This is a genomic window from Novosphingobium silvae, from assembly GCF_009856825.1.
Classification (GTDB): Bacteria; Pseudomonadota; Alphaproteobacteria; order Sphingomonadales; family Sphingomonadaceae; genus Novosphingobium; species Novosphingobium silvae.
In genome coordinates, this window is the sequence record NZ_WVTD01000001.1 from 181,995 (window position 1) to 195,779 (window position 13,785).

General features: G+C 66.9%; 11 protein-coding genes. 3 read left to right on the top strand and 8 right to left on the bottom strand.

What is annotated here, in order from left to right; translation table 11 throughout:
- Nucleotides 1–40: 40 nt before the first annotated feature.
- Complete coding sequence (locus GR702_RS00915; RefSeq protein WP_160984069.1) at nt 41–1,069, bottom strand: aspartate-semialdehyde dehydrogenase; 1,029 nt, start codon at nt 1,067–1,069, stop codon at nt 41–43.
- A gap of 227 nt (nt 1,070–1,296) precedes the next feature.
- Nucleotides 1,297–2,646 (bottom strand): glutamate--tRNA ligase, encoded by a 1,350-nt coding sequence (locus GR702_RS00920; RefSeq protein ID WP_160984070.1) that lies wholly within the window; start codon nt 2,644–2,646, stop codon nt 1,297–1,299.
- A gap of 345 nt (nt 2,647–2,991) precedes the next feature.
- On the opposite strand from GR702_RS00920, the gene mqo reads away from it, so the two are divergent.
- On the top strand, nt 2,992–4,674 hold the full coding sequence (gene mqo / locus GR702_RS00925) for a malate dehydrogenase (quinone) (RefSeq protein WP_337192491.1): 1,683 nt from the start codon (nt 2,992–2,994) through the stop codon (nt 4,672–4,674).
- 103 nt (nt 4,675–4,777) lie between these two features.
- Here mqo and ubiA read toward each other — a convergent pair whose 3' ends face one another.
- Nucleotides 4,778–5,692 carry a 4-hydroxybenzoate octaprenyltransferase gene (gene ubiA, locus GR702_RS00930; RefSeq protein WP_160984072.1) on the bottom strand — a complete coding sequence of 305 codons (915 nt, stop codon included), beginning with the start codon at nt 5,690–5,692 and terminating at the stop codon, nt 4,778–4,780.
- Between the two features lie 139 nt (nt 5,693–5,831).
- On the opposite strand from ubiA, the gene GR702_RS00935 reads away from it, so the two are divergent.
- Together GR702_RS00935 and GR702_RS00940 are read left to right on the top strand one after the other, a co-directional pair.
- On the top strand, nt 5,832–6,590 hold the full coding sequence (locus GR702_RS00935; RefSeq protein WP_160984073.1) for a 16S rRNA (uracil(1498)-N(3))-methyltransferase: 759 nt from the start codon (nt 5,832–5,834) through the stop codon (nt 6,588–6,590).
- Nucleotides 6,591–6,647: 57 nt separating this feature from the next.
- Nucleotides 6,648–8,021: a glutamate--cysteine ligase gene (locus GR702_RS00940; protein ID WP_160984074.1), complete on the top strand. Its 1,374-nt coding sequence runs from the start codon at nt 6,648–6,650 to the stop codon at nt 8,019–8,021.
- 46 nt (nt 8,022–8,067) lie between these two features.
- On the opposite strand, the gene GR702_RS00945 is transcribed toward GR702_RS00940, so the two are convergent.
- The 5 genes from GR702_RS00945 to GR702_RS00965 all read right to left on the bottom strand — a co-directional run bounded on the left by GR702_RS00945 (nt 8,068) and on the right by GR702_RS00965 (nt 13,779).
- The gene (locus GR702_RS00945; RefSeq protein ID WP_160984075.1) at nt 8,068–9,411 is read right to left on the bottom strand and encodes a methyltransferase family protein; all 1,344 of its coding nucleotides are present in this window, start codon (nt 9,409–9,411) and stop codon (nt 8,068–8,070) included.
- Between the two features lie 83 nt (nt 9,412–9,494).
- A complete protein-coding gene (locus tag GR702_RS00950) occupies nt 9,495–10,841 on the bottom strand; it encodes an outer membrane protein assembly factor BamB family protein (protein ID WP_237449485.1) in 1,347 nt (448 codons plus the stop codon).
- A gap of 23 nt (nt 10,842–10,864) precedes the next feature.
- Nucleotides 10,865–11,656 (bottom strand): tetratricopeptide repeat protein, encoded by a 792-nt coding sequence (locus tag GR702_RS00955; protein ID WP_202407983.1) that lies wholly within the window; start codon nt 11,654–11,656, stop codon nt 10,865–10,867.
- Between the two features lie 122 nt (nt 11,657–11,778).
- Entirely contained in the window at nt 11,779–12,906 is a 1,128-nt protein-coding gene (locus GR702_RS00960; RefSeq protein ID WP_160984077.1) for a glycosyltransferase, read from the bottom strand.
- 3 nt (nt 12,907–12,909) lie between these two features.
- Nucleotides 12,910–13,779 (bottom strand): alpha/beta fold hydrolase, encoded by an 870-nt coding sequence (locus tag GR702_RS00965; RefSeq protein ID WP_160984078.1) that lies wholly within the window; start codon nt 13,777–13,779, stop codon nt 12,910–12,912.
- Nucleotides 13,780–13,785: the final 6 nt, after the last annotated feature.

The window sequence follows — 13,785 nt, forward strand, 5'->3', positions numbered from 1 at the left end:
GTGAGGGCGCGCGCCACCCGGACGCGCGCCCTCGTCGCTATCAGCCGATCAGCGCTTCGGCGATCTGAACCGCGTTGAGCGCCGCCCCCTTGCGCAAGTTGTCGTTCGAGAGGAACAGCGCAAGGCCGTTCTCAACGCCCGGGTCGCGGCGCACCCGGCCTACGAAGACCGGGTCCTTGCCGGTCGCCTCGAGAGGGTTGGGAACTTCGGTCACCACCACGCCGGGCGCCTGACCCAGCAGTTCGAGCGCGCGCTCGACGCTGACCGGACGCTCGAATTCGGCATTGATCGACAGCGAGTGGCCGGTGAAGACCGGGACACGCACGCAAGTTCCCGAGACCGGTAGCCCGGGAATCTCGAGGATCTTGCGGCTCTCGTCGCGGAGCTTGATTTCTTCCTCGGTGTAGCCGTCTTCGGCATATACGTAGTTCAGCGGCACGACGTTGTGCGCCATCGGCACCGCCCACTTCTTTGCCTCGGGCAGCAGCGGCGCGGTGTCGCCCGCCGCGAGCTCGCGCGTGCGATCGCCGACATGCTCAATTTGGCTGGCGAGAACCTCGATGCCTTCCAGCCCGCCACCCGAGACCGCCTGATAGGTGGAGACGACGAGGCGCTTGAGCCCGGCTTCGTCATGGAGCGGATGCAGGACCGGCATCGCCGCCATGGTGGTGCAGTTGGGGTTGGCGACGATGCCCTTGGGCAGGTTCGCCAGCGCATGCGGGTTCACTTCGGCAACGACGAGCGGCACCTCCGGATCCGAGCGGAAGGCAGAGGAGTTGTCGATGACGATCGCGCCGGCAGCCGCCGCCCTGGGAGCCAGTTCCTTCGCGGTCGAGCCGCCCGCCGAGAACAGGACCACATCGAGCCCCGAGAAGTCGGCCGTCGCGGCATCTTCGACCACCACGCCGTCGATCTCCTTGCCCGCTGACCGTGCCGACGCGAAAAGGCGCAGCGAAGCGACGGGGAACGCGCGCTCGGCGAGGATCTCGCGGATCATCGAGCCGACGAGCCCGGTAGCGCCGACGATGCCGACGTTGAGCTGCTGACCGGGGGCGAACTTTGCAACCATGACTATGCTTCTCCAAATCCAGGGAGCAGCGCGAGGTCATTGTGTTTCAAGAAGAAAGCCCCGCCTGCCGTTATGCGGGGTCGATGTCCGGGTGTTGCTTCAGATCACGCACACCGCCGACACCGACCACGCGATGGCGGTCGGTTTCGGGGTAGTAATAATGATCGGCTTAGCGAACATGCCAGCGCCATTAGCGACAAGCGCAGGGGCTGTAAACGGAATTTATCTTACAGCGAAAAAGCGTCCCGGGCTCCGGGGCGCAGCCGCTGCTCGGCGGCGTCGCGCCCGATCAGCGGCAGCAGCGCGGCCATGTCGGGGCCGTGGTCCATTCCGGTAAGTGCCTGCCGCAGCGGCAGGAAAAGCGCCTTGCCTTTGCGGCCGGTCGCCTCCTTGAGAGCGGCCGTCAGGTCCTTCCACACCGCGCCTGACCACTCGAGCGAGGCGAGCGTCGCCGCCGCCTGGACGCAGAAGCTGCGATCCTCGTCCGTCATCGCCGGAGCCGCCACCGGCCCTGTCACGACCTGCCACCAGTCCCCGGCCTCGGCAACGCGGGTGAGGTTGGGGCGTATAGCCTGCCACGCGGCCTCGTCCATGCCATCGGGAAGACGGGCATGCACTGCCGCGAACGGCAGATCATGAACGACGGCAGCGTTCACGCGCTCGAGTTCCGCCTCGTCGAAGCGCGCCGGCGCGCGGCCGAAGCGCGACAGGTCGAATGCGGCGGCCAGTTCCTCCAGCCCGAGCGAGGGGTCCACCGGATCGCTGGTCCCCAGCCGGCCAAGCAGCGCGACGAGCGCCTGCGGCTCGATCCCGGCCTCGCGGAAGTGCGCGGCGCCCAAGGAACCGAGACGTTTCGAAAGCTTGCCCTCGCTCCCCACCAGCAGAGCCTCGTGGGCGAACGCCGGAACGGGCGCGCCGAGCGCGGTGAACATCTGCACCTGCGCAGCAGTGTTGGAGACATGGTCTTCGCCCCGCAGGATGCTCGTCACCCCCATGGCCACATCGTCGATCACGGAAGGCAGCATATAGAGCCACGAGCCGTCGGCGCGGCGCACCACCGGGTCGCTCATTTGCGCGGGATCGAACTTCTGCGGACCACGAACGCCGTCGTCCCATGCGATCGGCTCGTCCCGGTCCAGCAGGAAGCGCCAGTGCGGCAGGTCGCCGGCAGCGATGCGGGCCGCTTTCTCATCCTCGGTGAGGCCAAGGGCCGCCCGGTCGTAGATCGGCGGAAGCCCGCGCCCGAGCAGGACCTTGCGCTTCAGGTCCAGTTCCTGCGGGCTCTCCCAGCACGGATAGACACGCCCCGCCGCCTCAAGAGTGGCGAACGCCTCCTCGTATATGGCGGAGCGGACCGACTGCCGCTCCTCCGCCTCGGGATGCAGGCCGAGCCAGGCGAGATCCTCGCGAATGGCCACGACGTATTCCTCACGGCTGCGCGCGGCATCGGTGTCGTCGATGCGCAGGAGGAACCGGCCGCCCGACTGCTTCGCCAGCAGGAAGTTGTGCAGCGCCGTGCGCAGGTTGCCGACGTGGAGGTGCCCGGTGGGCGAAGGGGCAAAGCGTGTAACGGTCATACCGGCGCGATTACGGGGCGGCGAAGCCGAGGTCAAACGCGCGCTGAAACGTGCGGGGCGAAGCCAGGTGAAGCTTCAACCCCACGTGCAATTTTCTGCACATCCGAAGCTATGGTCGGGCGAATTTCGACACACGCATGACCTCATCCATTCACCATCTATTTGTAATTACCAGACAATCTCAAGAAATTGGACGGTTTGACCCGCTTTGCCGGGCCCAGGATAATCCCGCCCGCGCGGGAGCCGGCGAAAGGGCCGATGACCCCGGACAGAACAGAAAAAACGAGAAGCGGAAAAACTCATGAACCCAAGCCCTTCATTCGCTCCGACGCGCGAGGCGTCGTCGTGAAGCGAACCCTCAAGATCATCGGGATCGCCGTGCTGGTGCTCGCCATCGCCGGGCTGGCCTTCCTTTTCCGTCCGGTCAGCTGGGGCGGCTCGTCCGAAGCGGAGAACGAGAAGCCAGTAGACGTCGTCCTGATCGGCGGCGGCATCATGAGCGTGACGCTGGCCACCTACCTGCAGGAGCTGGAGCCCAGCTGGAACGTTCACCTGTTCGAGCGGATGGACAATGTCGCGGAGGAAAGCTCCAACGGCTGGAACAACGCGGGCACCGGGCACTCGGGCTTTGCCGAACTGAACTATACGCCGCAGAAGCCCGACGGCTCAATCGCGACCGAGAAGGCTGTGGACATCGCCGAAAGCTTCGAAGTCTCCCGCCAGTTCTGGGCGCACGAAGTGGCCCAAGGCCGGCTGCCGGAGCCTTCGCAGTTCATCAATCCCACCCCGCACATGAGCTTCGTCTGGGGTGACGAGAACATCGCCTACCTGCGCAAGCGTCAGGAGGCGCTGGTGCGCAACCCGCTGTTCTACGGCATGCAGTTCACCCAGGACCCTGCGCAGATCGCCAGGTGGGCGCCGCTGGTCATGCAGGGGCGCGATCCCGCGCAGAAGGTGGCCGCCACGTACATGCCGCTAGGCACCGACGTGAACTTCGGCGTCATCACCCGCAGCCTGACCGCTGCTCTCAAGCGCAATCCCAACTTCCACCTCTCGCTCTCGCACGAAGTCAGGGGCCTCAGCCAGAATGCGGACAAGACCTGGAACGTCACGGTCCACGACCTGAAGGGCAAGACCGATCGCACCATCAAGTCGCGGTTCGTGTTCATTGGAGCCGGCGGAGCGGCGCTCAAGCTGCTGCAGCTCTCGGGGATCCCCGAGGCCAAGAACTATGCGGGCTTCCCGGTCGGCGGGCAGTTCCTCGCCTTCGAAACGCCTGCCGTGGCCGAGCGCCACCACGTCAAGGTCTATGGCATGGCCGAGACCGGCGCGCCGCCCATGTCCGTTCCGCATCTTGACGCACGCAAGCTCGACGGGAAATCGGTGACGCTGTTCGGGCCCTTCGCGCTGCAGAGCACGAAGTTCCTCAAGAACGGATCGTGGACGGACCTGTTCAACTCGGTCTACGACACCAATGTGGTGCCGATGACCAAGGTGGGCATCGAGAACCTCGATCTCGTGAAATACCTCGCCCAGCAGGCCACGCTCACCGACGCCGATCGCCAGGCCGAGTTGGTGAAGTACTTCCCGCAGGCCAAGCGCGGCGACTGGAAGCTTATAACGGCAGGCCAGCGTGTGCAGATCATCAAGCGCGATCCCAAGAACGGCGCGGTCCTGCAGTTCGGCACCGAGATCGTCACTGACAAGGACGGCACGATCGCCGCGCTGCTCGGTGCTTCGCCGGGTGCTTCGACATCGCCCGGCATCATGCTCAAGGTCCTGGACAAGGCCTTCCCGCAGCAGGCGGACGGCGTCTGGGCGCCCAAGATCCGCGCCATGATCCCTTCGATTGGCCGCAAGCTGAACGCGCAGCCCCGGCTGACCAACCAGGTTCGCCGCATGACCAGCGAGGCGCTGCACCTGCCCTACCTCGACGTGCCAGAAGACCTGGTGCCGGGCGCGCGTCCCGCGAAGGCTCCGGCGAGGCCGAGCGGTCGCAACCTCAATACGGAGGAACAGGCGCTCTGACCGGCGCCTGCCGTCACGACGAAGACGCGAAGGGCGGCCGCAGCAATGGGGCCGCCCTTTGTCTTGTCCGTAGCAGACCCGGCTTCCCGATGGAATGCCTGCGTCAGATGATGCCGGCGTTTCCTACGACCCAGCAGGCCAGCGCCATTACCAGGCCCGCGTCGCGGTTGGAGCGGAAGCGGGCGAGGGCGTTCTCGCCATCCGCAGGGTCGAGCGTGGAAACCTGGAAACCCAGGTGCAGCGCCATCGGAAGCAGGGCGACGAGCGCCACCCAGTCGGGTCGCACAATCCAGAACGCGATGGCCCACAGCAACAGCGCCAGGGCATAGAACCCGCCTACCCCGGCCCGAACCTTCGAGCCCAGCCGCAGGGCGGAAGACCGGATGCCGACCAGCGCGTCGTCCTCGCGATCCTGCAGCGCGTAGATCGTGTCATAGCCGATGCACCAGGCGATCGCCCCGGCGTAAAACGCGAACATCGCCCCGAGATGATCGCTCCGGATCTCTGTCCAGCCCACCAGGATGCCCCAGGTGAAGACCATGCCAAGCCACGCCTGGGGCCACCAGGTGATTCGCTTCATGAAGGGATAGGCCGCCACCAGCACCACGCTGCCCACGGCAACGAGCTGCGCCGTCGGGTTCAGCTGCGCAAGGACGATCAGGCCGATCAGGCACAGCGCCGCGAGCCAGCCCCAGGCCGCAAGCCGGCTCACCCGCCCACTCGCCACGGGTCGCAGCGCGGTGCGCGCCACTTTGCGGTCGAGGTCGGCGTCGACGATATCGTTGTAGACGCACCCCGCGCCCCGCATCGCGATGGAGCCCACCAGCATCCACAGGATGATGTCCCAGCGGCTTTCACCGCCGGCAAGCAGCACGCCCCACGCGCAGGGCCAGAACAGAAGCCATGACCCGATGGGACGGTCGAAGCGCGCCAGCATGGCGTAGTCGCGAAGCGGCTGCGGCAGAAGCGAGACGAGGCCGCGATGCTGGCTGTCAGGAACGAGCGTTGGGATAGTCACGCCTCTTCCCTATTCTATCGCGCCAAATCTGTCATGCTTGAACGTGCCTGAGGCACGCTTGGTCCCGCCCGTTGCATCCCGCGCGCGATTGTCCGACAAGGCCGCCCAGCCCTGTTCCTTCTTCGAAAGCCGCCGACAGATGCCTGCCGTACCCGCCTGGCCACCCCGCTCGGCCCCGCGCCTTTTCGTTGGCGACCTGCTGTCGGAGGGCGCGCAGATCGTGATCGAAGGCGCACAGGCGCATTACCTTGGCAAGGTGATGCGCGTGACGCCGGGCGACGCCGTGGTCGCCTGCGACGACAGGACGGGCGAATGGGCCTGCGAGGTGCTATCGGCCGGCAAGCGGGACGTGGTCCTTGCCGTGCGCCGACAATTGCGCCCGCGCGAGGATGTGCCCGACTTCGTGCTCTGCGCGGCGCTGCTCAAGAAGCCCAACTTCGACCTCGTCCTCGAGAAGGCGACGGAGCTTGGCGTGGCCGCGATTCGCCCGCTGGTCACCCGGCGCTGCGTTGCCGACAAGCTCAACCCGGAGCGCGCCCACAGCATCGTCTCCGAAGCGGCCGAGCAGTGCGCCCGCACCGCTCTCCCCCGCATCGAGCCGGTCGCTAAGCTGGAGGCGCTGCTGCGCGATTGGCCGCAGGAGCGGACACTGTTCTTCGCCGACGAGCAAGGGGGTGAACCGGCCGTGGCGGCCTTCGCCGCAAACCCGGGACCCGCCGCTCTCCTTGTCGGTCCGGAAGGCGGCTTCGACGAAGAGGAACGCGCCCTTGTCCGCGCGCACCCGAGCGCTCGCGCGATCACGCTGGGCCCCCGCATCCTGCGCGCGGAAACCGCCTGCATTTCCGCGATCGGCGTGTGGATGGCTACTGCCGGCGACTGGTCGGGACGCGCACAATAAACTGACCGGTACAAAAAGTTGTAGCGAAGGCTCGCGCGGCGCTCTACTTCCGCGGCCATGAGCACCCGTGAGGTTTCGGATCGCGAAGATCCGGTGATCGAAAGCCTGGATCAACTCGCCGCGCCCATGGCCGCGGGCGAAAAGCCGCGCGAGGCGTGGCGCATCGGGACCGAACATGAGAAGTTCGTCTACGATACGCTGGACCACCATGCGCCCTCGTATGACGAGCCCGGCGGCATCCGCGATCTCCTGAACAACCTCACCGAATTCGGCTGGGAACCCATCGTCGAAGGCGGCAACGTCATCGCGATGAAGGGTGCGGACGGCAACGTCAGCCTGGAACCTGCCGGCCAGCTCGAGCTCTCCGGCGCGCCGCTCGAAAACCTGCACGAAACCTGCGCCGAAACGGGCCGTCACCTGGCTCAGGTCAAGGCGATCGGCGAGCGGATCGGAAAGGCCTACCTCGGCCTTGGCATGTGGCCCGACAAGACGCGTGAAGAGCTGCCGATCATGCCCAAAGGCCGCTATGGCATCATGCTGCAGCACATGCCGCGCGTGGGCTCGATGGGCCTCGACATGATGCTGCGCACCTGCACCATCCAGGTCAACCTCGACTATTCGAGCGAGGCCGACATGGTGAAGAAGTTCCGCACCAGCCTTGCCCTCCAGCCGCTGGCGACGGCGCTCTTCGCGAACTCGCCGTTCACCGAGGGCCGGCCGAACGGCTATCTTTCCTATCGCAGCCACATCTGGTCCGACACCGACCCGGCGCGCACGGGCATGCTGCCTTTCGTGTTCGAAGATGGCTTCGGCTATGAACGCTATGTCGAGTACATGCTCGACGTGCCCATGTACTTCGTGTTCCGCGACGGCAAATACATCGACGCGGCCGGGCTCTCCTTTCGCGACTTCCTCAAGGGCGAGCTTTCCGTTCTTCCCGGAGAGCTGCCGCGCCTTTCCGACTGGCAGGATCACCTCTCCACCGCCTTTCCCGAAGTGCGCCTCAAGTCCTTCCTCGAGATGCGCGGCGCGGATGGCGGCCCGTGGAGCCGCATCTGCGCCCTGCCCGCGTTCTGGGTGGGCCTGCTCTACGATCAGGGAGCGCTCGACGCCGCCTGGGATCTTGTCCGGGACTGGGACATGGAAGGCCGCGAAGCGCTGCGTGCCGATGCGCCCCGGCTTGGCCTCGATGCACCACTTCCCGGCGGCGGCACCTTGCGGGACATCGCGGCCCCGGTGCTCGACATCGCGCGAAGCGGCCTTGCGGCGCGCGGCCGCCTCAACGCCGGCGGCGACAACGAGACCGGCTACCTCGAACCGCTCGCCGAGATCGTCAAGAGCGGCAAGGTGCCTGCCCAGCGCCTGCTCGACCTCTACCATGGCGAGTGGAGCGAAGACATCTCGCGCATCTATGCGGTAAAGAGCTTCTGATCCCTTTCCGCCGCGCCACTGTCCTTGGCCAGGGCGCGGGGATGGGTCAGGCGAAGCGGTTTCGGGGCTTCAACTTCCGGCCAAGCCCAGTCAGGGTGCGCGTGATGAACGCGTTTTGCCCCATCCAGGCGTGGTATTCCCTGTACTTCGCGTCTTCCGCCAGAAGGTGGGCTTCCTCGGTGCGCGCGCGCCAGTAGTATATGCCGCTCACGACAGCCAGCAGTACGGTGTTGCGGATCGCATCCGTCAGCGAACCGTTGGTGACGAGGAAAGGCAGCACGGACGCCCACCAGAACAGGTTCTTGGACAGATAAGCCGGGTGGCGCGTGAAGCGGTACGGGCCGTTGGTCAGCACTCCGCGGTAAGTCAGGTTCGAGAAACGCAGCCCGAACGCGAAGGTGGCCCAGGCGTAGATCGCCGTCAGCGCCACCATGACGGCCGCCCAGCACCACAGCAGCCCCGGATGCCCTTCCATCCAGTAGGCCCACCCTCCGGTGTTGACTTCGTAGCCCAGCACGTCCGCCCGGCCCATCGTGCCCCAGACGAACGGGGGGTAGCAGATCAACGCCGCCACCCACCCCGCAAGCAGGGGATTGCCGCTGCGGATGTGCGCGTCCAGCGGGCGGAAAGTGAAGAGATAGCCCACGGTGCCGATCTGCACGTCGATCAGGAACAGCGCCTCGATCAGTGTTGAGCCCAGGTCCACCGGATCGCGGGCCATGGCGGCAAAGTCCGCCTCCACCACGTTGCCGAAGCCGCCGGGCAGGATCGAGATCATGAAGGCACCGAAGAAGCCCTTGATCGCCCAGGCGCGCCAGTGCTTCTTCACCTCTTCGGCGTCCCACCTGCCCCCGCCCGTGACCATCGCGCCGAAGTGCCAGGACGAATCGCGCGGCTCGACCATGACGCCATCGAGCCACAGGACGTAAGGCACGGACAGCAGGAAGAGCGGCACTGCGGCCGCCCCCAGCATCTGCATGGCGAAAACGTACTGCCCGTCCCAGTACCAGCGGCAGATGCAGTAGAAGCACGCGATCGCCGCCCATGTGGCCCATAGCCCGGCGATCTTGGTGATCGAGATGTCGAGCGTTTCGGAAAGCGCCCGGCGGCGCGACCAGTCGATCCCGGTGGACGGGCGGCGATGTACCTTATCAACCGCCAGGGACCATGCGCTCATTGCAGCGCCGGTCAGGAACAGTGTCGCGACGGCGGCGTAAGGGCCGCTCAGCGGCGCGCGAGGCCCGGGAAGAGCGAGGTGCTCCGCGATGCCGGCCCAGTTGCGGCACACCAGCAGCCACGCGATCAGGGTGACGACACCCGCGAGGCCCACACCGGCCGAAACGTCGCTCGAAGGCCGGGCCGTGGCGGCTGCTGGATGGGCAGGATTCATGCGCCTTCGCCTAAGCGCAAATGGTTAAGGGGGCGCAAACCCTGCGCCGCCGCCCCGATGCCACGAAGCGGCGGCACCACGTTTCAGCGATAGGCCGTGATCCGGCCCGAATCGTCGAGGATGTAGAGGGTCTGGTTGGCCACGACGGGCGCCAGCGAAACCGGGCCGTCCAGTTCGGCGAAAGGCGTAGGCGTGCCGCTTGCCGGGTCCACGGTCATCAGATCGCCCTGCGAATTGGCGATCCACAGCTTGTTGCCGGCGAGGACCGGACCCACCCAGAAGTACGCGCCCTTGCGCTTCTTGGCGTTACGGTAGCGCTGCAGTTCCGTCAGCCAGCGCACCTTGCCCGTGGAACGTGCGATGGCCAGGATTTCTGCGTGATCGTCCAGCGTGAAGACCCAGTCGCCGGCCACGACGGGCGTGGAGATACCCGCGAGGTTGAGTTCCCAGACGCGCTGGCCGGTGACCAGTTCGTAGGCCGCCATGCGCCCGCCCTGCCCCAGGGCATAGACCCGGCCCCGATCGATAATCGGATCGGCGTCCACGTCGGTGAGGCTGCCGACTTCGGTGGAGATCGAGGTGCGCGCAAGCGCGTCCGACCACAGCTGGCGGCCATTCTCGTAGCGATAGGCGACCAGTTCGCCCGACGAGAAGCCGGCGATCACGGTGCCCTGCCCTGCAGCCGGGGTAGCGACGCCGAACACACCCGACTGGGTGAGCGAGGCCGATTCGCTCCAGACCGAGGTACCGTCAGCCGCGTTTAGAGCGGCGATCTGGTTGTCCTGCGTCATCACGAAGACGGAGTTGAACGCAACCGTGGGCGAGCCGCGCAGGGGCCCGGCGGGCTTCTTCGACCACACCTGGCTGCCATCGGCCGCGTTAAGGGCGGCCACTTCGCCAAGGCCGGTGGTCACATAGACGCGGTCGCCATCGACGCTGACGCCGCCGCCGAACACCGAGTTTTCATTGCTGCCCTCGACCGAGAAGCTCTTGGTCCACAGCCTGGCGCCGCTCTGCGCATCGAAAGCGTGCACGACGCCATCGGTGTCCATCACGAACAGCTTGCCGCCGCCGATGACGGGCGAGGCGGCAAGGCGTCGCCGGTTCGAGGAGCCGGCGATCTGCGCTGTCCAGGCACGGCTGGGATTGTCGGCAAGGGCAAGATGGCCATAGGCCTTGCTGGCGGTGCCGCCGCCCTGTGCCCAGGTCTGGTTGACCTCTGCCGGGGGCAGGATCACGGAAACCGCGCCGAGGGTAGGGTCCACCTTGGCGCCGCTCTCGATCCGCGAGAGAATCGGCACGCGCTCACCGACGGTCGGGGTCTTGGCAGGACCCTTGCCGCCGCCGAAGATCTTGCAGCCCGACAGGCCCATGACCAGCGCCAGCGCGATCAGCGGAACGACCTTGCGGGCCGAAGGCGTACTTTTCATGCGAACATCCTTGCGAGACATGCTCATTCTCCGGCTTCCGCATCATCGGCGCCCGGCTTCGCCGCCGGCTTGCCTATGGGCTGACCCTTGTCGTCCACGATGTCGTCCACCGCATCGATGCCGAGCACCGCAGCCAGCTGGCGTGCACGGCTGCGCAGCCCGCTCTCGGCGCTCTCGTCCTTGGCGATGGCGGCGAAGAGCGGACCTGCCTGGTCCTGCTTGCCCTGCTTGAGGTAGGCCATTCCCACCATCTCGCCCGCCACGCCGAACCAGGGGTTGCCCGGCACGGCGAGGGGCTTCAGCCGGTCGACCACGTCCTGCGGCTTCATCGCGTCGAAATCCGCGCCCACTTCGCGCACCGTGGCAAGGTCGCGCATCGGCTGCGGCGCGCTGCTGTCACCCGCAACCTGGCGGAACAGCTTTAGCGCATCGGCCTTCCGGTCCTGCCGCAACGCGATGCCGCCGAGCAGCAGGCGCGCCGAAGTGGCGTTCGCGTCCGAACCCGAAGCGGCGGCGATCGGCGCCAGCTTCGCCTTGGCGACATCGAGATTGTCCACCTGCAGCGCGTCGAGCGCCTGGACATAAGCCTCGGCCTGTTCCTCGCGCGCCCTGGTCTGCCGGTGATCCCAGTAGATCCAGCCGCCAAGAGCCAAGAGGCCGATAACAAGGATCGCCAGCACGGCCTTGCCGTAACGGCTCATGAAGCCTTCGAGCTGGTCCTGGCGGACGGCATCGTCGACCTCGCGCATGAAGACCTCGCGCTGCGCGGCGTCTCGGGCACTGGAAGCGGAAGTAGTATCGGGAGGCAGGGCCAAGATCAGGGCGCTTTCTGCGGAAAAATCGGGATGGTTGCGGCGCTGTTTAGCGGATGGACGGTGCTTTTCAACGGGGATGATCGGTGCATGCCCCGGCGTGAAGCATCGCTGAACGACTTTGCCTAGGGAAACCGGGCAAGCCCCATGGCCGAGCCATAGACGCTGGCATAGGCGGCGATCATGCCGTTTTCATCGTAGAGCGCCTCCGCGTGGAGCCGGTTCGCATCGCCGATGCGGCGGCGCAGGCCATCGTCCGAAGCGAGTTGCGCCATGGCAAAGGCCAGCGCCGCCTCGTCTCCGGGCGGGGCCACGTAGGGGCGGTTTTCCGCCGCCACCATGCCCGCGACGTCGCCGACGGCAGGGGACGCCACCGCAAGGCCCGCCGCCATCGCCTCCACCACCGAGATCGGGAACTGCTCGCTGTCGGAGGACAGGGCGAAGAGATCGAAGAGACCCACCGCCCGCGCAGGTTCGGGCACGAAGCCGGGCATATGGACCCGGTCCGCCACGCCCAAGGCGGCAGCCTGCGCGGCGATGGCCGCGCGCTCGGGCCCTTCTCCGAGGATGACGAGACGCCAGTCCGGCGCCAGTGTGGCGAAGGCGCGGACCATGCGCGGCAGGTTCTTGACCGCGCGCAGGCCCGCCAGCGTGCCCACCCACTTCTCGCCCGGAATCTTGGCAAGGCCCGGGATGGCGCCTGCTGCAGGTGCCTCGCGGTAGGTGGCGACCGGGATGCCGTTGCTGATGAGCCTGACGCGCGCAGGGGGCTGCTTCCATGCGCCCAGCGCGATCTGCTCCAGCCGGCGCGAGGGAACGACCAGCGCTGCCGCACGGCCGAGGGCCAGCCGCCTGAACAGGTTGCGCGAGCGCTTGAGCCCGCTCGCCTCATCCTCGTTGAAGCCGTCCTCGTGGTGGACGAGCGGCGGCAGGCTCAGGATCCTTCCGTAGAGCCGGTGCGCCAGGACCGCGTCCATCGCCCCCCAGTTGTAGGTGAGGACGAGGTCGAAGCGGCGCATGGCCTGCGCTATCCGCCAGAGACGCAGAGGAGTCGGGCGGCCCTGAAGACTGGGAAATGCGCCGGGAAACGTCACCTGCAGGCCGGGATCGAGGGCTGCCTTCGCGCCGTGCGCGCCGGGCTGCGCGGAAACGACTGCATGCTCGATGCCCGGACCGAACACGTTCATCAGCCGCGCGGCGCGCAGCTCCTTGCCGCCCGGGGCGAAGCTGGAATGGAGGTGAAGGAAGCGCAAGGGTCAGCGCACGCGGGCCAGCAGCCGTTCGATGGCGGCGACCGACTGCGGCTCGTCCAGCGTCGGCGCGTGGCCGACGCCCGGCAGCGTCAGCGCCTCTGCCGAAGGAAGACGGCGCACCATCTCCTCGAGCGTGTCGGCAGAAAGGAGGTCGGACAGGGCGCCGCGCACGATCAGCACTTCAGTGCCCGACAGCGCCTCCCATGCGGGCCAGAGATCCGGCTGGTCTGCCACTTCCAGGTCGAGGAATGGCTCGGCGATCTTCATGTCATAGTCGAACACCACGCGGCCGTTGCCCGCGATCGTCATCAACCGCTTGGCCATCCCGATCCAGAAGTCGAGCGTCTGGCCCGGATGCGCCGCGCCCTGCAGATCCTCCAGCCCGCGCGCCGCGTGGACCCAGGTGGGGAAGGAGCGGCCCTGCCCGACATAGTCCTTGATCCGCGCGAGCCCGGCGGGCTCCAGCCACGGGCCTACGTCGTTGAACACCGCGCCCGCGATCCGCCCGGGTATGAGCGCGGCCAGTCCCATGATCATCAGCCCGCCAAGCGAGGTGCCGATCGCGACGAAGCGCTCGATGCCTTCCTGCTCCAGCAGCGCGAGAACGTCCTCGCCGTACTGGACCGGGGTGTAGGTGGCGGAATCGCGGGCGTATTCACTGTCGCCGCGGCCGCGCAGGTCGGGACAGATCACGCGGCGGCGCCTGCCCAGCATCGGCGCGAGAACGTCGAAGTCGCGGGCGTTGCGCGTCAAGCCGTGGAGGCACAGCACGGGAAGGCCGCCGTCTGCCTCTTCCGGCGAAGGCGCATAATCGCGAAAATGCAGCTTGAGACCGTCACGGCTCGACCAGAAGCGATCCTCGAAAACCTTCATTCCGGG